Genomic DNA, 19,388 nt, shown 5'->3' with positions numbered 1-19,388 from the left:
GCTCCTCGTTGTCCCCCCGTCCGTTCACCGCCGCCCTGGCCCGCCGGTCGAGATGAGCCGCCCGCCGGTCGGGATGAGCCGCCCCGAGCTCCTTCACGGCCGCCCCCGCCGACCGTCCGCGAGCAGGGACGGTACTGTCGCCGCGGGGGCCGGCGGGGTTACGCCGGTCGGACTTTCGGCTCGACGGGGACGGCACCAGACCATGAACGCTCGATCGCCGCGGAGACTGCCGGGCGGCGTGCCGGGCAGAGCGCTCCGCGCCCTGCTCCGCGCCCTGCGGACGTACCCGCGCCGCTCGCCGGTGACGCTCGGCTACGTCGGCCTGCTCCTGCTCGGGCACGTCTGGGTCGAGGACCTGCTCTCCCCCGCACGGGCCGACGCCCTCCGGGACTACATCAGCACCAACCTCGACAACCTGCACGACCACCCGGTCACCGCACTCCTCGGCAGCGCCCTGCTCTACGACGGAACGCTCACCGACATCGCCTCCACCGGCTTCGGCGGCACCCTGATCACCCTCGGCCTCGGCATCTGCTGCTGCCTCGCCTGGGCGGAGCGCCGCCTCGGCGGCCTCCGCGCCGCCGCCGTCTTCCTCGGCGGGCACATCGGCGCCACCCTGATCACCGCGGTCGTCATCCTGCTCGCCCTGCGGCACGGCTGGTACCCGGAGAGCGTGCGGCACGCCTCCGACTACGGCATCAGCTACGGCGCCCAGGCCGCGCTCGCCTTCGCCACCCTCGCCCTGCCCCGCTGGGCCCGCCTCCCCTGGGCGGCCTTCGTCCTCGCCTGGCCGCTCTCCGGTGGCCACGACTGGCCCGGCCCGCTGCCGGACTTCACCACCGTCGGCCACCTCATCTCCGCCGCCCTCGGCTTCACCGCGGCCGGCGTGGTGGCGGTCAAAGCCTCACGTCGCCGCCGGGCCGCCGCCCTTGCCACGGCCGACGCGCGCCCGTGACCACCGCCGGATGCCCGACGGACGCTGCCGGTCCGCGGCGAGCTCCGTGAGCAGCCGCTCGATCGTCTCCAGCCGCTGCCGCAGCTCCCTGACATCGCCCCGGGTGGCACCCTGCTCGGCCGCCTTGAGGGTGACCAGCAGCTGCCCGTCCGGCTCCAGCCGGGCCCGGGCGACATCGGTCACCTTGTCGCCGTTCTGGATCCGGATGGCGTGCTCCAGCTCGGACGGGCGCAGCGCCAGGCCGCGCAGCGCAGCGCGGTCCAGCTTCCCGTCCTCGACCACGGTGGTGGCCGTGCCCTCCAGGATCCGGGCGGCCTTCGGGTCGCGGGCGAGCCAGCGGGTGACGGCGGAGTTCACCGCGATCAGGGTGACCGCCCCGATCGCGCCGCCGAGCAGGCTGTTGTCGTTGCCGATGATGGCGTTCTGCACCACGTTGGAGAGCAGGAAGACGACCACCATGTCGAAGGTGTTCAGCCCGGCCAGCCCGCGCTTCCCGGCGAGCCGGAACAGCAGCAGGATCAGCGCGTAGACGGCGACCGTCCGAAGGACCTTCTCGACGATCGGAATCTGGACGGCCACCAGGTCATGCCACACGGCCCCGCTCCTCCCACCACGACGCTTCCCGCCACGACACGTCCCGCCACGGCTCGGCTCGGCTCGGCTCGGCGGAACGGAGCCGACGCTACGGCACGCGGGGAGGGACCGTTCCTAGGAGCGGCGCTTCGGCTTGCCGCGCCGGGCCGCCGCCGCGCCCCGGCCGCCGGGCGACGCCTTCGGCTTCTGCCCGCCGGCCCGCTGCTGCTTCTGGGCCCCGGCCTTCTGGCCGCCCGCCTTCTGCTGCTGCTGCGGCTTGCGCGCGGCCGAGGACGACGGCTTCTTCGGCTGCGCCTCGGCCGCCGCCTGCCCGGCCCCGCGGCCGCGCGAGCTGTTGACCGTACGGCCCCGGACGATGCCGATGAACTCCTCCACCAGCTCGGTCGTCCGCTCCTGCGGCCAGGACAGCGCCACCTGGGACTGCGGCGCCTCCGTCACCGGCCGGTAGGTGAGGTCCCGGCGGTGGTGCAGCCGGGCCAGGGACTGCGGCACCAGGAGCACGCCGACGTTGGCCGCGACCAGCTCGATCGCGTCCGCCGTGGTGTCCGGGCGGGCGATGGCGGGGCGCCCGGGCAGGGTGTCGGCCGTGAAGCCGAGGGTGTCGTCCAGCGGGTGGAAGACCACCTCCTCGGCGAGGTCGTCGAGCGCGACCTCCTCGGCGGCGGCCAGCCAGTGGTCCTTGGGGAAGACCACGACGGTGGTCTCGGTGTACAGCGGGATCGCGCTGAGCACGTCCTTGTCGACCGGCAGCCGGACCAGCCCGGCGTCCGCGCCGCCCTCGCGCAGGGTGCGCTCGCCGTCGCCGACCGGGACCGCGAGGAGGTCGAGCCGTACGTCCGGGAGCCGCTCGTCCCAGACCCGGACCCATTTGCCGGGGGTCACGCCCGGGACGTACACGAGCCGGAAGGAGGGGTTCACCTGCATGTCTGTCACAGGGCAAGGCTACCGACCGTGACGAGGAGCGCCCGCGCGCTCCCTTACCCTTGTCACCATGACATCGCTCAAGCAGAAGACCAGCCAGACCATGAAGCCGGCCACGGCGGCCAAGAAGCTGGGGATCTACCTCGCCGCGGCGCCGACCGACTTCCAGGAGGGCGTGGTCTCCCGCGAGGAGCTCAGCGCGCTGCAGACCGAGCCGCCGCAGTGGCTCCAGGACCTGCGCCAGAACGGCCCGCACCCGCGCCCGGTGGTCGCCGCCAAGCTCGGCGTGTCGATCTCCGGCCTGGCCCGCGGCGGCGTGACCGAGGCGCTCACCACCGAGCAGATCGAGGCGATCAAGGCCGAGAACCCGCTCTGGCTGCAGCACGAGCGCGCCAACCAGGTCGACGTCCGCAAGGAGACCGTGCGGATCAAGGAGAAGCAGGAGAAGGAGGCCGCCGCCAAGGCCGCCAAGGAGGCGAAGGCCGCCCAGACCCGCTGACCCGCTGCCCGGCTGACCCACCGAGAAGCTGACACCGGCCGACCGGCCGAGAAGCTGCCCGGCTGCCCTGATCGGCGGCGTGACCGACACCCGGCGACGGCTGGAACTCCCCTCCCTCCGCCGTGTATTGACCACGCCGCCGATCACTCCGAATAATCGACGGGATCGGGGCGCCCCAGGGCACCCCGGACCGCACCGAGCACCGGAGCAGGGGGACCCGTGATCGAGCAGCCGCAGCACACCGAACTCTCCGCACTCGCGGACGAGTACTTCGACGCCGAGAACACCCACAACCCGTTCGACGCGACGCTCAGCGGCGTCGAGGGCTACGCGCACCTGCTGCCCGACCCTTCCCGCGCCGCCGCGCAGCACCACCGCGCGGCGCTGGAGGGCTTCGCTGCCCGGCTCACCGCGATCCCCCTGGACGGGCTGAACGGCGAGGACCGGACCACCCACCGGGTCCTGGCCCGGCTGATCGACAACGGGATCGGCCGGATCGCCCACGGGCTGGACGAGTTCGCGATCTCGGCGAGCATCGTCGCCAAGCACAACGAAGCCATCACCTCGCTCACGATGGCCCCCGTCGACCACGAGGGCGCCGACGCCTACCTGGAACGACTCGCCGCCCTGCCCGGCTACTTCGACGCCGCGCTGCGCCTCGCCGTGGACGCCGCCGCCGAGGGCCGCCACCCGCTGCGCAGCGGGGTCGACGCCGCCGTCACCCAGCTGGACGCCCACCTCGCCACCGTCCCGGACGAGGACACGCTGCTGCGCCCGCTGCGGGGCCGCCCGGAGCACGAGCGCGCCCGGGCGATCCTGCGCGACGCCGTCCGTCCGGCGCTGGCCCGCTACCGGGCGGGGCTCGCCCAGCAGTTGGCGCCGGGCGCCCGCCCCGACGACCGGGCCGGGGCCTGCCACCTGCCGGGCGGGGTCGAGGGCTACGCCGACGCCGTCGCCCGGTTCACCCGGCCCGGGCTCGCCCCGGAGGAGGTCCACCGGATCGGTCTGGAGGCGGTCGCGGCGCTGCGCGAGGAGTTCGCCGAACTGGGCGGCAAGGTGCTCGGCATCACCGACCCCGCGGGCGTGCTGACCGCGCTGCGCGAGGACCGCTCGCTGCGCTTCACCGCCGCCGCCGAGATCGTCGCCCTGGTGGACGGCGCCCTGGAGCGGGCCCGTGGTGCCGCCGCGGACTGGTTCCGCCCGTACCCGATCGCCGACTGCGTGACCAAGGAGATCGATCCGATCGAGGCGGAGACCGCACCGCTCGCCTACTACCAGCCGCCGGGCCCGGGCGGGCTGCCCGGCACCCACTGGATCAACACGCTGCGCCCGGAGACCCGGTTCAGCTACGAGTACGAGGCGATCGCCTTCCACGAGAGCGTGCCAGGCCACCACCTGCAGATCGCCGTCGCACAGACCCTGCGTCACCTGCCGCAGTTCCGGCAAAAGCCGAGCGGCCAGCTGACCGCCCACGTCGAGGGCTGGGGCCTGTACACCGAACGGCTCGCGGACGAGATGGGGCTGTACAGCTCCGACCTCTCCCGCTTCGGCATGCTCTCGCTGGACGCGCTGCGGGCGGTGCGGCTGGTGGTGGACACCGGTCTGCACCACTACGGCTGGTCCCGGGAGCGGGCGATGGCCTTCATGCGGGACAACACCGCCACCCCGGAGGCCAACGTCCGCAACGAGATCGACCGCTACATCGCCTGGCCGGGCCAGGCCACCGCCTATCTGATCGGCCGTCGTGAGCTCGTCCGGCACCGCGAGCGGGCGCAGGCCGCGCTCGGCGCCCGCTTCGACGTCCGGGAGTTCCACCACCAGCTGATCGGGCACGGCAGCCTGCCGCTGGGGGTGTTGGACGAGCTGGTCGCGGACTGGATCGCGGCGCAGTAGCGGTCGGTCCGTCCGGCGGCAGGAGCCAGCCAGGTGCGGAAACGGTTCCGCGCGCCTGGTAAAGGCTTCCCCCGCCCGGACGTGCCGTCACCCATTCGGCCCCACCGACACGGTAGTGTCCGCTGGCGCGGTCCCCGGCACGCCCGGTGACCGCCGCTCACGCACACCCAGATGGAGGAACCCGTGCCGGCACCCGCCCGCCGCGCCCTGGCCGTGGCCGCGGCCGTCCTGCTCGCCGCAGCCGCAGGCTGCTCGTCCGGCGGTGGCCACACCGCCAAGGGGGCCGGCCACAGCTCCGCCCCGGCGGCGGGGGGTGACGCCGCCCAGCCCGCCCAGCCCGCCCCGGCCGCGATCGTGACCGGGCCCGGCCCGAAGAGCTCGTACGACGTCCAGCCGCAGCCCGCGCCGGGCAGCTGCCACTACCGCTACACCGCGGACAAGCAGCCGCTGCCCGACCCGAACTGCACCCCGGGGGCGATAAGTCCGGCCGTCAGCCAGGACAACCTCAAGGACACCATCTGCAAGCAGGGCGGCTACACCTCGGGCATCCGCCCGCCGGCGAACCTCACCGGCAAGGAGAAGGCCGAGAACGCCAAGTCCTACGGCTACACCGGCCCGATGGGCGACGCCGAGTACGACCACCTGATCAGCCTGCAACTCGGCGGCGACCCCAACGACGCCCGCAACCTCTGGATCCAGCCGCCCTCCCCCGGCCACGTCTCGGGCAAGGGCCCGAACAACCCCAAGGACTCGGTGGAGACGCACCTGCACACCGCGATCTGCAAGGGCCAGGTCACGCTGGTCGCGGCCCAGCAGGCGATCGCCACCGACTGGACGACGGCCGAGGTCAAGCTCGGCATCCGCTCCGGCAGTTCGCCGACGCCCGAGGCCGACGCCGACGACGACTGACGGACCGTCCCGCCGACGGCCGTCCGTCGGCGGGACGTTTGTTGGCGGGGCTCCCGTTCAGCGCCCGACCGGCGCCGCCGACTCCACCCCCGCCGCCGACGCCTCAGACCCCGCGGCCGCCTCGGACTCCACCAGCTCGGCGATCGTGTCGAACGGCCGGTACTCCGCGAGCTCCGCGCCCAGCGCGCGGGCCCGCTCGCGGAACCGACCCTCGCCGAGCACCCGGTCGACGGCGGCGCCGACCTCCTCCGGTGCCGGACGGCCCGTCCGCAGGTCCAGCCCCACGCCGGACCACTGCACCCGGGCCGCCACCTCCGGCTTGTCCTCGCTCGCCCCGGCCACCACCAGCGGCACCCCGTACCGCAGCGCGGTCTGCACGCCGCCGTAGCCGCCGTTGCTGACCAGCACGTCGGTGTGCGGCAGCAGCCGCTCGAACGGGACGTAGTCGACGGCGCGCACGTTCCCCGGCAGGCTGCCGCCGAGCAGCCCGGCCAGCGCCTGCGGGCCGTCCGGGCGGCCGGTCGCGGCGACCACCAGGACCTCCCGCTCCGCCAGGGCGGTGACGGTCGGGGCGATCAGCTCCCCGAGGTCGTCGTTGGCGAGCGTCCCCTGGGTCACCACCACGACCGGCCGCCCGCCGGTCACCTCGTCCCACCAGGACGGCAGCGGCTGCCCGTTCCCGGCGGCGCCCGGCAGCGCGCCGATCAGCCGGAACCCGGCCGGCGCGTCGCTGCGCGGGTACTCGAAGCCCGGAACGGTCAGCTGCAGGAAGTGGTCCGGCACCGTCACGGCGGCGAGCCCGCGCGGCCCCCGCGGCGCCTCGACGCCCAGCTCGGCGTAGACCTTCTCGGTGTACCGCCGCAGCGGCTCGGCGCGCCGGTCCGCCTCCTCCTGCAACGCCCGGTTGCGCGCCCGGCCCTCCTCCCCGGGCAGCGGCGGCAGCCCCGGCCCGAACGGCGCGGTGTCCACGCTGGGCAGCATCGCCGGGGTGACCCCGATGCTGATCAGCGCCGGGCGCTGCGACCGCGGCCGGCTCAGCGCCAGCGGCAGTGCGCCCTGCAGGAAGGCGTCCGCGATCACGGCGTCCGCCGGAAAGTCCGCCAGCAGCGTGAGCAGCGCCCGGTACTGGGCCGGGATCGGGTCGAGGAAGACGTGCCGCACGTCGAAGGCGAGCCGCTCAGGGCCGGGCGGCAGGCTCGACCGCCCCGGGAAGCTCGCGTCGAGGTCGCGGTCGTCGAAGTCCGCCTCGGCGGGCAGCGCGACGAACCGCACCCCCGCCCGCTCGGCCGCGCCGGCGAACCGCGAGCCGCCGAGGAACACCACCTCGTGCCCGCGGGCGGCGAGGTCGGCGCAGACGGCCAGCAGCGGGCCGGTGTGGCCGTGCGCGGGCACGGCGGTGGTGATGATCCTGGACAGCGGAGGCTCCTCGGTAGGGTCTTGAACCACTCGGTTCGTGCTCGGACCTCACCGTACGGACATCCGGCAGACGACCGATCAACGCCTCGACGCCGCCCAGGCACCTCAGCGCCCCGGCACCCCGGTGCCTCAGCGCCCCAGCACTGCCCCGCCGTTGAGGCCGATCACCTGGCCGGTCAGGTAACCGGCCGCCGGGGAGGCGATGTACGCGACCGCCTCGGCCACGTCCGCCGGGGTGCCGGCCCGGCCGACCAGGGTGTCCGCCACCTTCCGGGCGTGGAACTCCTCGCTCCAGTCGGCGCCGAAGATCTCGGTGTCCTCGACGTAGCCGGGCGCGAGCACGTTGACCGTGATCCCGTCCGGCCCCAACTGCCGGGCCAGGCCGAAGGCCCAGCCGTGCAGCGCGGCCTTGGCCGCGGCGTACGAACCGGCCGAGTGCGGGCCCGCGCCGCCGCGCTGGGCCGCCGCCGAGCTGATCACCACCAGCCGGCCGCCGGGGCGGCGCAGCGCGCCCTGCAGAGCGGTGGTCAGCAGCACGGCGGTGAGCAGGTTGCCGTCCAGGTCCCGCCGCCAGGACGCGGCCAGGGCGGCCAGGCTGTCGTCGGCGGGCGGGGTGACGATGGCGCCCGCGTTGTTCACCAGCACGTCCACCGGGCCGAGCGCGGCGATCCGGGCCGCCGCCGCCTCGACCGCCGCCGGGTCGGTCAGGTCGGCCGCCACCGGGACGATCCGGCCCGGCCCCGCCGTCCGCTCGATCTCCTCCCGGGCCTGCTCCAGCACGGCCGCCCGGCGGCCCAGGACCACCACCCGGTACCCGTCCGCGGCCAGCCGGGCCACGATCGCCCGGCCGATCCCGGTGCCCCCGCCGGACACCACGGCGAGCTGCTCCCCCGTCACGCGATCCCCAGTCACGCCGTCCCCCATCGCGCCGTCCCCTCGCGCCGCGGCCGGCTCCGCGCCGGCCTCCTGTCCGTTCGTCAGCTGTCCGTCCGTCAGCGACCCGGCCCCCTTCGGTTCCGAACCGCCCCCCGGTACCGTAGCGAGGCACGTGAGCGGGCCGGCATCGGGGGGATGGGGCATCAGTGGCGCGGACGGGGCTCAAGGGCCGGGGCACGGAATCGGCGGACCTCACGGCCGGCGCGGTGTTCGCCGGGCTGACAGCGCTGATCGACGGTTTCCTGCTGTCCAGGATCTGGCGCTGGGCCGGACAGCAGACCCCCGACGAGCATCACGCCGCGGTGGTGCAGACGATGATGCTGCTCGGCTTCGTCGGGTTCACCGCCCTGCTCGGCGTGGCCATCGCGGGCAACCACTCCACCCCGCACCGCCGCTGGCGCTGCGCGGCGTTCGGCGGGCTCCTCTGTCACCTGCTTGTGCCACTGGTCCTGGTCATCGCCTTCCTGATCGCCCCGCCGACCATCACCATCCCCTGGTAGCCCTGTAACCCCGGGAGGCGGTGCGGGCCCTGCCGTCTCAGGCCGTCAACCGCCCGACCAGGTCGAGCAGTTCCGCCACCCGCAACTCCCGCCCGCCGAACCCGGGCAGCGTCAGGTGCAGGGGCTCGATCCAGCGTTCCGGAACGGCCGCCAGGCCGTGGACGGCCCCGGCCAGCCCGCCGGTGACGGCGGCGACGGTGTCGGTGTCGCCGCCGAGAACGCTCCGGCCGGGCCGAACTCGTAGGGGGCGCCGAGGACGTCGCCCACCGCCGCGCCGAGGACGGCTCCGGCCTCGCGGTCGGGACGGCCGGAGCGGTCGGCAGGGCCGGAGCGGGGGGTCATGCGCGGCCCGGGGTGGCCGGCAGGGCGCGCTTGTGCTCGGTGCGGCGGTAGTGGCCGAGGACGGTGGTGAAGGTGTCCTCGTCGACCGGTCGGCCTTCCAGGAAGTCGTCCAGGGCGTCGTAGGTGACGCCGAGGGCCTCCTCGTCGGGGCGGCCGGGGGCGAGGTTCTCCAGGTCGGCGGTCGGGGTCTTCTTGACCAGCTCAGCCGGCGCACCCAAGGCTTCGGCGAGGGCACGTACCTGACGCTTCGTCAGTCCGGCCAGTGGCATCACGTCGGCCGCGCCGTCGCCGTGCTTGGTGAAGAAGCCGACGGCCGCCTCCGCCGCGTGGTCGGTGCCGACGACCAGGCCGCCGCTGGCGCCCGCCGCCGCGTACTGGACCACCATCCGCTGGCGGGCCTTGACGTTGCCGCGGACGAAGTCCTCGTGGGCGCGGTCGGTGAAGGTCAGCCCGGCTGCCAGCAGGGCGTCCAGCGCGGCGTCGGTCGCGGGCTTGACGTCGACGGTCAGCAGTTCGTCGGCCTCGATGAAGGCGACGGCCCGCTGGGCGTCGTCCTCGTCCGCCTGCACCCCGTACGGCAGCCGCATCGCGCAGAAGGCCGCCTGGTAGCCGTCGGCGCGCAGCCGGTCCACGGCGAGCCGGCAGAGCCGCCCGGCGGTGGTGGAGTCCACGCCGCCGCTGATCCCGAGCACCAGCGTGCGGGCGCCTGCGGCACGGACCTGCTCGGCCAGGAACGCGGCGCGCCGCTCGGCCTCCCGCAGCGGGTCCGGGACGGGCGCGACCCCGAGGGCGCGGGCGATCTTCCGCTGGAGGTCGGCGGTCAGGGGTTCGGTCATTCCGACTCCTCGGTCTGGGCTGCGGGCTGGACGGCGGGCAGGGCTACGGGCTGGGCGACGCGGTGCGGGCCCGTCATCGTCGTCACCAGCGAGTACAGCGAGGTGGTGGCGGTGATGAACAGGCGATTGTTCTTCGGGCCGCCGAAGGTGATGTTCGAGACGGGTTCGGGAACGAGGATACGGCCGATGAGGGTGCCGTCGGGGGCGTAGCAGTGGACGCCGTCGCCGAAGGCCGCCGCCCAGAGCCGGCCGTCGAGGTCGAAGCGGATGTTGTCGAAGCGGCAGCCGTCGCCCTTCACGAAGACGCGGTCGCCGCCGAGGGCGCCGTCCTCGCCGATGTCGAAGACCCGGATGTGCCCGGCCCGGCTGTCGTTCACGTAGAGCTGCCGCTCGTCCAGCGAGAGGACCAGCCCGTTGGGCCCCTCGAAGCCGTCGGCGGCGAGCCGGACCTCCCCGCCGTGCGGGTCGATCCGGTAGACGTTGCGGGCCCCGATCTCGGATTCGGCGCGGTGGCCCTCGTAGTCGGTGGTGATGCCGAAGTCCGGGTCGGAGAACCAGATCGCGCCGTCCGAGCGGACGACGGCGTCGTTGGGCGAGTTGAGCCGCTTGCCCCGGTAGCGGTCGGCGAGGACGGTGATCCGGCCGTCGTGCTCGGTGCGGGTGACCCGGCGGTTGCCCTGCTCGCAGCTGATCAGCCGGCCCTCGCGGTCGAGGGTGTTGCCGTTGGGGTGCCCCGCCGGGGCGCGGAAGACGCCGACCGTGCCGGTGGCCTCGTCCCAGCGCAGCAGGCGGTCGTTGGGGATGTCGCTCCAGATCACCTGTCGCCACGCGGGCAGGTAGAGCGGGCCCTCGGCCCAGCGGCAGTCGCCGTACAGCTTCTCCAGCCGGGTGTCGCCGTTGGCGCAGCGGCGGAACCGCTCGTCCAGGATCTCGTACAGCCCGAACTCGATTGAACCAGACATCATTCACCCGGTGTCGCCATAGACCGAATGTCATTCCGACGGCCAGGAGTATGCCAGAACGCGGTATGGTCCCACCATGGCCACCGATCACCTGGACGACACCGACCGGGCACTGCTCGTCCTGCTGCAGCAGGACGCCGGGCAGGCGTACGCCGCGCTGGGCAAGGCCGTGGGGCTCTCCGCGGCGGCGGCGCACGAGCGGGTGCGCAAGTTGCGCGAACGGGGCGTGGTCCGCCGCACCACGGTGGAGGTGGACCCGAGGAGCCTCGGGCTGGGGGTGCTCTCCTTCGTGATGGTGGAGTCCTCGGCCTGGATCGGGGACTCGGCGCAGGCCTTCGCCGCGATCCCCGAGATCGAGGAGGCGCACATCATCGCGGGCAGCGCCTCGGTGCTGGTCAAGGTGCGGACCGCGTCCACCGAGCAGCTCCAGGACGTGCTGCGGCGGCTCTACGCGATCGAGGGCGTGAGCGGGACGCAGGCGACCGTCGTCCTGGAGACCTTCTTCGAGCGTCCGCCGGCGCCTTAGGTCCTGTCCTTCTTGGTCAGGGACACCGGGGCCGTCGGTGCTTCCGGGGCCGTCGGGCGTTCAAGGTGCTCAGGGTGCTCAGGGTGCTCAGGGGACTCAGAGGACTCCGAGGGTGCCGGGTGCGTCAGGATGTCGAGCACCACGCCGCCGTCCACCGTCTCCTGCGCGACCAGCAGGTTCGCCAACTCGTCTAGGTGGTGCCGGTGTTCGGTCAGCAGGCCGATGGCCCGGCGCTCGGCCTGCCGCAGCAGCCCGGCGACCGCCTCGTCCACGGCGCGCTGGGTCTGCTCGGAGTACGGGCGGCGCAGCAGGTCCTCGGGGCTGTCGCCGAGGTAGTGCGGGCTGCCGCTGGAGTAGCCGACCGGGCCGAGTTCCGGGGAGAGGCCGAACTCGCGGACCATCCGGGTGGCGACCGAGGTGGCGTTGGCGAGGTCGTTGGCGGCGCCCGTGGACCCCTCGCCGAACACCACCAGTTCCGCTGCCCGACCGCCGAGTTGGACGGTGAGCAGGTCGGTCAGGTAGCCCTCGCTGTACAGGTGCCGCTCCGCCTCGGGCAGTTGCTCGGTGGCGCCGAGGGAGACGCCGGCCGGGAGGATGGTCACCTTGGCGACCGGGTCGGCGCGCTCGCACAGCGCGGCCATCAGGGCGTGCCCGGACTCGTGCACGGCGACGGCGTGCCGCTCGTCGGGCAGCAGCGCGTTGGAGGACTCCCGGCGGCCGAGCAGTACGCGGTCGCGGGCGGCGTCGAGGTCGTCGGCGGTGATGGTGGCGCGGTCGGCGCGGACGGCGTTGATGGCGGCCTCGTTGACCAGGTTGGCGAGGTCGGCGCCGGAGAAGCCGGGGGTGCCGCGGGCGATCCGGTTCAGGTCGGCGCCGGGGGCGAGGGTCTTGCCGCGGGTGTGGACCATGAGGATGGCCGCCCGCTCGGCCTGGTTGGGCAGCGGGACGGTGACCTGCCGGTCGAAGCGGCCGGGGCGCAGCAGGGCCGGGTCGAGGGCGTCCGGCCGGTTGGTGGCGGCGATGACGACGATGCCGGTGCTCTGGTCGAAGCCGTCCATCTCGGCGAGCAGTTGGTTCAGGGTCTGCTCACGCTCGTCGTTGCCGCCGATCCGGGTGCCGCCGGCCCGGCGGCCGCCGACGGCGTCGATCTCGTCGATGAAGATGATCGACGGCGCGCGCTTGCGGGCCTCGTCGAAGAGGTCGCGGACCCGGGAGGCGCCGACGCCGACGAACATCTCCACGAATCCGGAGCCGGTCACCGAGAGGAACGGCACCTCGGCCTCTCCGGCGACGGCCCTGGCCAGCAGGGTCTTGCCGGTGCCCGGCGGCCCGACCATGATCACCCCGCGCGGCCCCTTGGCGCCTGCGGCGGCGTACCGCTCCGGGCTGCGCAGGTAGTCGACCACCTCGCTGACCTCCTGCTTCACCCCCTCGTACCCCGCCACGTCGGCGAACCCGGTGGCGGGCCGCTCGGCCTCGATGATCTTCGCGCGGGAGCGCCCGATGGCGCTCAGCCCGCCGCCCAGCGACCTGGCGGCCATCCGGCCCGACCAGAGGAACAGCCCGCCGAACAGCAGCAGCGGCAGGAACAGCAGCAGCGTGGACCAGATCGAGCTGCCGCCGGAGCGGCTGCCGGTGACGGTCACATGCTGGTTGCTGAGCGCCTGGCTGAGCTGGGAGGTGTCCAGGGCGGTGGGGATCTGGCTGGTGAAGTGGGTGCCGTCCTTGAGCGTGCCGCTCACCCCGCCGGTGTCGCTGACGTCCACGGTCTGCACCTGGCCGGCGCCGACCCGGTTCACGAAGTCGGTGTAGCCGTAGCGGGTGCCGGGCTTGCCGGGGTTGGAGAACAGCACCAGCAGGAGCAGCGTCACCAGCACGGCGACGGGCAGCAGCCAGCGGCGCCACGAGGGCGGCGGGGGCTTGGCACCCGGGCCTCCGGGGCCGGGGCGCTGGCCGGGGCGTTGTCCCGGGCGCTGGCCCTGCCCCGGGCGCTGGCCCCAGCCGGGGCCTGGGCCGGGTGCTCGGCCTGGGTCGGGGCCCGACCTGGGGCCCGGCCCCGGGCCCGGCGGTGTCGCGGGATGACGGGCAGCGCGCAGCCGGATTCGTACGATCATCCACGCTCACCACCTCTCGGGCCGCCGAGGCTCCGTCTCCATGGTCGAGCTCGGGTCAGGAGAAGTCGAGCGAGCCCGTCCGGGTCCGCTTGAGCTCGAAGAACTTCGGGTACCCGGCCAGCAGCCGGACGCCCTCGAAGACCCGTACGGCGTCCTCTCCGCGCGGTATCGCGCTGAGCACCGGGCCGAAGAAGGCGACGCCGTCCACGTGGATGGTCGGCGTGCCGACCTCCTCCCCGACCGGGTCCATGCCCTCGTGGTGGCTCTTGCGCAGCGCGATGTCGTACTCGGTGCTGTTCGCGGCGTCGGCCAGCTCCTCGGGCAGACCGGCCGCGACCAGCGCCTCCCGGATGACGGCGTCGTCGGCGGGCCGGTCCTGGTCGTGGAAGCGGGTGCCGAGTTCGGTGTACAGGTCGCGCAGCACGTGCTGGCCGTGCTTCTCGGCGGCCGCGATGCAGACCCGGACGGGGCCCCAGCCGGTGGTCATCAGGCGCTGGTAGCGCTCGGGCAGGTCGGTGCGGCCCTCGTTGAGGACGGACAGGCTCATCACCCGGAAGGTCAGGTCGATCTCGCGGTGGCGCTCGACCTCCAGGATCCACCGGGAGGTGATCCAGGCGAACGGGCAGACGGGATCGAAGTAGAAGTCGACCTTGGTGGGCTTCGTCGGGTCACCGGTCGGGTTGTCAGCCAGGTTGTCAGTCAGGTTGTCGGTCAGGTTGCCGGTTGCGGTGTTCGTCACAGTGTTCGTCACACCGATGAGATTAACGGTCGAGTGGACCACTCTGCAGTGCCAATTCGTGGGCATTTCGTTGGGCCACTTCGGGGCGCTTCGGTCCGCTTCCGGCCGCTTCCGGGGGCTTCGGGCCACTTGGGACCGCTTGGGACCGCCTCCCGCCGCCTGCCGCCGCCCGCCCTCAGCCGCAGGTCGTCCCGTCCGCCGGCACCGTGCCGTCCAGCAGGTAGGCGTCCACGGTCTGCTTCAGGCAGGGGTTCCCGGTGTTGTAGCCGCCGTGCCCCTCCCCCCGCAGGGTGACGGTGACGCCGATGCCCGCGCCGAGCTGCTGCGCCATCGCCCGGGCCCCCTCGACCGGGGTGGCCGGGTCCCCGGTGGTGCCGACCACCAGGATCGGGGCGGCACCGGGGGCGGCGACCTCCGGGTGGTCGCCCTTGCCGGGGACGGGCCAGCCGGTGCAGCCGGTCAGGCCCCACGCGGTGTAGGCGCCGAAGACCGGGGAGGCGGCCTGGAACTGCGGCAACTGCTGCTCGACGTCCTGGTCGGAGTAGCGCTGCCGCGCGTCCACGCAGCTGATCGCCCGGTTCGCCGCGTTCAGGTTGCTGTAGTGCCCCTGCGCGTCGCGCCCGTTCAGCGCGTCGGCGAGCTGGAGCAGCGTGGTGCCGGTGCCCTGCTCCATCGCCTCGGTGAGCCCGGCGGCGAGCACCGGCCAGGTCTCCTGGCTGTACAGGGCGCCCGCGATGCCGGTGACGGCCAGGCTCTCGGTGAGCTGCCGCCCGTCCTGCGTGGGCAGCGGCGACTGCTGGAGCCTGCGCATCAGCGCGGTGACCTTCGCGGTGCCCTCCTCGCCGCCCGCGCCGGTCGGGCAGGAGGTGGCGACCTGGGTGGCGCAGGCCTTCATGAAGTCGTCGAGGGCGAGTTGGAAGCCCTGGGCCTGGCCGAGCGCGAACTGCTGCGGGTCCTTGGTCGGGTCGACCACCGAGTCCAGCACGAGCCGGCCGACCTCCTGCGGGAACAGGTGCGCGTAGACGCCGCCGAGCTGGGTGCCGTAGCTGATGCCGAAATAGGAGAGCTTCCGGTCGCCCAGCACCTGCCGCATCAGGTCCATGTCCCGCGCGGCGCTCTCGGTGTCGACGTACGGCAGCACCGGGCCGGAGTTGTGCTCGCAGGCGGCGACGAACCGGGCGTTGCTGTCGTCCAGCGCCTTCACCCCGGCCGGGTCGTCGGGGGTGGCGTCGGCGGCGACACCGGCGTCCATCGCCTTGTCGTCCAGGCACTCCACCCCGGCGCTGGCGCCGACTCCGCGCGGATCGAAACTGACCAGGTCGTAGCGGGTGTTGAGGGAGGCGTAGGTCGCGGCGAGGGCGGGCAGAGTGGCCACCCCGGATGCGCCGGGGCCGCCGAAGTTGAAGAGCAGCGAGCCGATCCGCTGCTGTTCGTCCTTGGCCCTGCTGCGGATCAGGGCCAGGTCGATGGTCCTGCCGTCCGGCTTGCCGTGGTCCAGCGGGGCCTTGAGGGTGGCGCACTGCCAGTCGGCGGCGGGCGCGGTGCCGCTGCCCTGGGCGGTGCTGGGGGCGGCGCAGGCGTGCCAGTCCAGCTTCTGGGCGGCCAGCCCGGTGGCCGAGCCGTTCGCCGTCCCGGTGGCCGACCCGGTGGCCGGCTCCGAGGTGCCGCCGGCCGGGGAGGTCGGCGCGGGCTCGGCGGCGGAGGAGCTGTCGGCCTGACAGCCGGTGGCGGCGGTGAGCAACAGCGCGATCAGGCCGAGCGCTCCGGCGCCGCGGACGACGGTGTGCATGGGGCGGGTCCACCTCTCGGGTCTGCCGGGCACCCGGCGCGCGGCGGGACGGCGTACGCCCGGCGCTCGGCGCGGTCGACGCACCACAGACCCTAGGGGCCGAAGACCGCGTGTGCCTGCCGGGAACCTCCGGACGGAGGGCGTGCGCCGCCCGGGCTGCCACCGGCCGACCGGGTGAGGGTTCAACCGGCCCACGCGGTGACAGCCTTACCGCCGTCCGCCCGCAGCGGGCGCCGGAACCCTGCCACGAAGGGCGAGTTGAGCAGCGACACCAGCGCATCCGACGAGGGCGGCCGGGCCGACTTCGACGACGTGGACGCCTTCGTCACCACCAGCAGCCAGGAGGTCCCGCTCCAACTGCGCGACGACGGGCCGGACAGCGGTTCCCGGCCCGACTCCCGCGTTGGCTCCCGGCCCGACTCCCGGCCCGGCTCCCGCGTCGACGACTAGGCCGTGATCGACGCCGTCCACCGCCACCTCTCCGACCACCGGGAGCGCATCGGGCAGCCGTTGCTGCCGCTCCAGGTGGTCAAGATCCAGGAGGAGGCCGGCGAGGTCGCCGAGGCCTTGCTGGGCGTCCTCGGCGCCAATCCCCGCAAGGGCGTCAGCCACACCGTCACCGATCTGCAGAGCGAACTCTGCGACGTGATCACCGCCGCCATGGTCGCCCTCCGCGAGACCACTTCCGACCCCGCCGCCGTCCTCACCGCCCACCTCGCCGCCTGGCGCCCACACCGCCCCGGCGAGCCACGAAGCGGGGCGTGAGCTCCACTCATCGGCTCCGATTCCCGGGCGGGCGCGGCCAGCCGGAGGGGTGAGCCCCCTGCCGATCGGCAGGGGGCTTCCTCGGGATTTCCCCTCAGGGACCTCCCGATCGGCACAAGTGCGGAGAGCGGCACCGCGCAAGGATGACGGTCATCGGGCTCCCCGGCGGGGCCCGGGAAGGAGCTCTGCCATGACCGTGCTGTCCCTCGTGCTCGCGCTGCCCGCCGCAGTCCTGTCCATGTCCGCCGCGGCCTTGCCCGCTTCCGCCGTCGTCGGCGCCGTCGTCGCCATCGTCACCGCTGTCGGCGTCCGGGGCTCCCCCGGCTCAGCGCGGCTCCATCCCCGGCGTACCGCGCACCGCGTACGCCGGCAGGCGCAGCCCGTCGAGGGCGGCCCGGGGCAGGCTCAGCCCGAAGCGCCGCTCGACGGCGCCGAGGGTGCGGCAGTGGGCGGCACCGGCACCGGCACCGGCCGCGGAGGCGCAGGGGGTGATGCCGTCAGGCTCCAGCACGCTCGCGGCGACGAGGTCCGGCACCAGCAGGTCGGGCTCCTGCCCCCAGCGCCAGCGTTCCTCGCCGAGGCCGAAGCCGCACAGCACGGCGCCGTCGCGGGCGTAGTCGAGCAGTGCCGGCCGCTGCTCCGGCATCGGCCGGAAGTGCACCACCTCGACTCCGTCGCGCGCTATCTCGGTGAGCAGCTCGCCGCCGGTGGAGTCGCCGTACTCGATCGCGAACGACCAACCTCCGCACTCGCCGACCCTGATCACGCCGTCGCCGTCGTCGCCCGGGCGGTAGACCTCGATGTCCAGGTCGCGGATGTCGGTGCCGCTGATCGGCTCGGTCCCGGCGGCCGGGTCGGCGCCCATCCGGCGGGCGAGTTCCCGGGGCGGGATCCCCCGGGCGAACACCACCCCGCCGACCTCACCGTCCGCGTCGGGCCCGCCCGCTGCTGGCCCGCCGGGGTGCGGCCCCCCGGGGTGCGGCCCGCCGATCTCCGCGAGCCACTGGATACCGTCGCCGTCCTCGCCCGCTCCTTCGCACGTACTGTCCGTCATGCCGCCCTCCCCTGGCGCCGGCCTGCGGTGGCCGGGCGCGCCGGTGGGCACCCTAACCGACACCTCCGACGGCCGGGGCCCGGGCACCGGATCGGTGCCGGAACGAGCCCCGCACGGGCCGACCTCCACCCCACCGACCGAACGGAGGATGATCCGGCCGCCGAACTCACGTGGCCCGTCCAGCCGTTCACCCGGCCTCGGCGCCACGCGGTTCACCCGGCCCCGGGCCGCCCGTCCCGGCCGGCCGCCACCTCGAACAACAGTCTCGCTGCCACCGTCGCCCCGTCGGTGCGGACGGTGCTGGCCACAGCCGCCGCCCATACCCGGGTCTCGGGCGCCAGGGCCGTGGCGAGCGCGGCGGACAGCGAGTCGACGGTGGGCGCGGGGTCGAGGTGGGCCGCGCCGATGCCCAACTCGGCAACGCAGCCGGCCCAGTACGGCTGGTCCGCGATCCGGGGGACGACCACCTGGGGCGCGCCGGCCCGGGCCGCCGTCGTCGTGGTGCCGGCCCCACCGTGGTGGACGACGGCGGCCACCCGGCGGAACAGGGCCTGCTGGTTGACCTCGCCGACGACCAGGCAGTCGTCACGGTCGTCGGCCGGGGTCAGGCCGGCCCAGCCACGGGCGAGGACGACCCGGCGGCCGTGTGCGCGGGCCGCTTCGGTCGCCACCCGGGCGATGCCCTCCGGGGCATGCGCGGCCGTGCTGCCGAAGCCCACGTACACGGGCGGCTCGCCGGCGTCCAGGAACGCCTCCAGGTCGGCCGGGAGCGGGCGGTCGTCGGGCAGGATCCACGCTCCGGTCTGCACCGGGTCGAGTTCCGTCATGCCCTGCGACGGGCACAGCGTCGGGTCCGCCGCCAGCCACGGCCGGTCGGTCAGGACGTGGTCGCGGACGTTGTCCACCGGCGGCAGGCCGAGCGCCGCCCGGTGCCGGTTGAGCGCCTCACCGTACAGCCCGTTCACCCGCTGGGCGTCCTGCTCCCACAGCACCCGGGGGTCGGTCTCGCCCTGCGGGGACGGCGTGCCCGGCCTCGCTCCGGGGCGGAAGTGCCGCGACGGCAGTCCGAGGAGGTGGAAGCACGCGAGCACGTAGGGGATGCCGAGGTACTCGGCCACGTCCCGGGCGCCGGCCGGCATCAGGCCGGTCGCCAGCAGCACGTCACAGCCCTCGGCCGCCGCGGTGAGCGTGTCGAAGCGCGCGGCGACCAGCTCGGGGGCCAGCCGGAACGCGTCCTGCGCCGTCGGCGGCCTCGGGCCGGCGACCACCGAGCGCACCGAGGGCCCGAGCGGCACCAACGGCACGCCGACCCGCGCCAGCAGGGCCACGAACTCCTCGTCCGGCGGCGCACACACCCGCACCTCGGCACCGAGCTCCTGCAGCGCCGCCGCCAGCCCAGCCAGCGGTTCGACATCCCCGCGCGATCCCCACGTCGTCAACAACACACGCATTTCGCGACTCCCGTTTCCGCAGGTCATGGCCGTTCGACCAGTGATTCTGCGGGACGACCGGGGCCTTGCCGCAAGCCCCCGGGTGGGCTATAGCTTGGTAGTGGCAGGGAGCGCGATTTCCCTGCCGTTTCCTTTGCGGCCCCCACCGCGCCCGCCGCCCCCACCCCAGCCTCGCCCTCCCCCGCAC

19 protein-coding genes and 1 pseudogene are annotated in these 19,388 nt (G+C 74.3%); 8 read left to right on the top strand and 12 right to left on the bottom strand.

Annotation, left to right across the window (positions count from 1 at the left end; translation table 11 throughout):
- Positions 1-238 precede the first annotated feature (238 nt).
- Complete coding sequence (locus OP86_RS29365) at positions 239-955, top strand: rhomboid-like protein (RefSeq protein WP_033333886.1); 717 nt, start codon at positions 239-241, stop codon at positions 953-955.
- Here OP86_RS29365 and OP86_RS29360 read toward each other — a convergent pair.
- Together OP86_RS29360 and OP86_RS29355 are read right to left on the bottom strand one after the other, a co-directional pair.
- Entirely contained in the window at positions 905-1,549 is a 645-nt protein-coding gene (locus OP86_RS29360; protein WP_063832481.1) for a DUF421 domain-containing protein, read from the bottom strand. The two genes, OP86_RS29365 and OP86_RS29360, sit on opposite strands and share 51 nt — an antisense overlap.
- Positions 1,550-1,663: 114 nt before the next feature.
- Positions 1,664-2,482 (bottom strand): LysR family substrate-binding domain-containing protein, encoded by an 819-nt coding sequence (locus OP86_RS29355; RefSeq protein WP_418952592.1) that lies wholly within the window; start codon positions 2,480-2,482, stop codon positions 1,664-1,666.
- A gap of 58 nt (positions 2,483-2,540) precedes the next feature.
- On the opposite strand from OP86_RS29355, the gene OP86_RS29350 reads away from it, so the two are divergent.
- The 3 genes from OP86_RS29350 to OP86_RS29340 all read left to right on the top strand — a co-directional run bounded on the left by OP86_RS29350 (position 2,541) and on the right by OP86_RS29340 (position 5,771).
- On the top strand, positions 2,541-2,969 hold the full coding sequence (locus tag OP86_RS29350) for a DUF5997 family protein (protein ID WP_030058056.1): 429 nt from the start codon (positions 2,541-2,543) through the stop codon (positions 2,967-2,969).
- Between the two features lie 219 nt (positions 2,970-3,188).
- Positions 3,189-4,862, top strand: a complete 1,674-nt coding sequence (locus tag OP86_RS29345) for a DUF885 domain-containing protein (RefSeq protein WP_051830924.1) — start codon at positions 3,189-3,191, stop codon at positions 4,860-4,862.
- Between the two features lie 171 nt (positions 4,863-5,033).
- A complete protein-coding gene (locus tag OP86_RS29340) occupies positions 5,034-5,771 on the top strand; it encodes a hypothetical protein (RefSeq protein ID WP_030058054.1) in 738 nt (245 codons plus the stop codon).
- 57 nt (positions 5,772-5,828) lie between these two features.
- Here the strand turns inward: OP86_RS29340 and OP86_RS29335 are convergent, their stop codons facing one another.
- Together OP86_RS29335 and OP86_RS29330 are read right to left on the bottom strand one after the other, a co-directional pair.
- Positions 5,829-7,217, bottom strand: coding sequence for a glycosyltransferase (locus OP86_RS29335; RefSeq protein ID WP_157849872.1), 1,389 nt, complete (start codon positions 7,215-7,217; stop codon positions 5,829-5,831).
- Positions 7,218-7,316: 99 nt separating this feature from the next.
- Complete coding sequence (locus tag OP86_RS29330; protein ID WP_234434873.1) at positions 7,317-8,099, bottom strand: SDR family NAD(P)-dependent oxidoreductase; 783 nt, start codon at positions 8,097-8,099, stop codon at positions 7,317-7,319.
- A gap of 170 nt (positions 8,100-8,269) precedes the next feature.
- Between OP86_RS29330 and OP86_RS29325 the strand changes: the two genes are divergently transcribed.
- The gene (locus OP86_RS29325) at positions 8,270-8,623 is read left to right on the top strand and encodes a hypothetical protein (RefSeq protein WP_030058051.1); all 354 of its coding nucleotides are present in this window, start codon (positions 8,270-8,272) and stop codon (positions 8,621-8,623) included.
- A 37-nt stretch (positions 8,624-8,660) separates the two neighbouring features.
- Here the strand turns inward: OP86_RS29325 and OP86_RS35295 are convergent.
- From OP86_RS35295 to OP86_RS29315, 3 genes and pseudogenes are all read right to left on the bottom strand, one after another.
- A pseudogene (locus OP86_RS35295) lies at positions 8,661-8,840 on the bottom strand (ADP-ribosylglycohydrolase family protein); the annotation flags it as partial.
- Between the two features lie 121 nt (positions 8,841-8,961).
- Entirely contained in the window at positions 8,962-9,801 is an 840-nt protein-coding gene (gene nadE / locus OP86_RS29320; RefSeq protein WP_030256650.1) for an ammonia-dependent NAD(+) synthetase, read from the bottom strand.
- On the bottom strand, positions 9,798-10,763 hold the full coding sequence (locus OP86_RS29315; RefSeq protein WP_051830928.1) for an SMP-30/gluconolactonase/LRE family protein: 966 nt from the start codon (positions 10,761-10,763) through the stop codon (positions 9,798-9,800). Before OP86_RS29315 ends, nadE begins: the two co-directional genes overlap by 4 nt.
- 91 nt (positions 10,764-10,854) lie before the next feature.
- Here OP86_RS29315 and OP86_RS29310 point away from each other — a divergent pair, with 91 nt between their 5' ends.
- Positions 10,855-11,289, top strand: a complete 435-nt coding sequence (locus OP86_RS29310; protein WP_030058047.1) for an Lrp/AsnC family transcriptional regulator — start codon at positions 10,855-10,857, stop codon at positions 11,287-11,289.
- On the opposite strand, the gene ftsH is transcribed toward OP86_RS29310, so the two are convergent.
- The 3 genes from ftsH to OP86_RS29295 form a co-directional block, all read right to left on the bottom strand.
- Entirely contained in the window at positions 11,286-13,160 is a 1,875-nt protein-coding gene (ftsH, locus tag OP86_RS29305; protein ID WP_234434885.1) for an ATP-dependent zinc metalloprotease FtsH, read from the bottom strand. The two genes, OP86_RS29310 and ftsH, sit on opposite strands and share 4 nt — an antisense overlap.
- A gap of 298 nt (positions 13,161-13,458) precedes the next feature.
- Positions 13,459-14,094 (bottom strand): mycothiol-dependent nitroreductase Rv2466c family protein, encoded by a 636-nt coding sequence (locus OP86_RS29300; RefSeq protein WP_030058046.1) that lies wholly within the window; start codon positions 14,092-14,094, stop codon positions 13,459-13,461.
- A gap of 223 nt (positions 14,095-14,317) precedes the next feature.
- On the bottom strand, positions 14,318-15,931 hold the full coding sequence (locus OP86_RS29295; RefSeq protein WP_051830918.1) for an alpha/beta hydrolase: 1,614 nt from the start codon (positions 15,929-15,931) through the stop codon (positions 14,318-14,320).
- Positions 15,932-16,189: 258 nt separating this feature from the next.
- Between OP86_RS29295 and OP86_RS29290 the strand changes: the two genes are divergently transcribed.
- Both OP86_RS29290 and OP86_RS29285 read left to right on the top strand, forming a co-directional pair.
- Complete coding sequence (locus OP86_RS29290) at positions 16,190-16,381, top strand: hypothetical protein (RefSeq protein WP_030058044.1); 192 nt, start codon at positions 16,190-16,192, stop codon at positions 16,379-16,381.
- Between the two features lie 3 nt (positions 16,382-16,384).
- A complete protein-coding gene (locus OP86_RS29285; protein WP_051830916.1) occupies positions 16,385-16,696 on the top strand; it encodes a MazG-like family protein in 312 nt (103 codons plus the stop codon).
- Between the two features lie 325 nt (positions 16,697-17,021).
- Here the strand turns inward: OP86_RS29285 and OP86_RS29280 are convergent, their stop codons facing one another.
- Positions 17,022-17,750: a DUF6461 domain-containing protein gene (locus OP86_RS29280; RefSeq protein WP_234434872.1), complete on the bottom strand. Its 729-nt coding sequence runs from the start codon at positions 17,748-17,750 to the stop codon at positions 17,022-17,024.
- A gap of 212 nt (positions 17,751-17,962) precedes the next feature.
- Positions 17,963-19,201: a glycosyltransferase gene (locus OP86_RS29275; protein WP_030256639.1), complete on the bottom strand. Its 1,239-nt coding sequence runs from the start codon at positions 19,199-19,201 to the stop codon at positions 17,963-17,965.
- Positions 19,202-19,388 lie beyond the last annotated feature (187 nt).

Source organism: Streptomyces novaecaesareae, from assembly GCF_000716875.1.
Lineage (GTDB): Bacteria > Actinomycetota > Actinomycetes > Streptomycetales > Streptomycetaceae > Kitasatospora > Kitasatospora novaecaesareae.
Note: the sequence above shows the minus strand (reverse complement) of the source record. Positions and strands in the feature narration are given on the sequence as shown.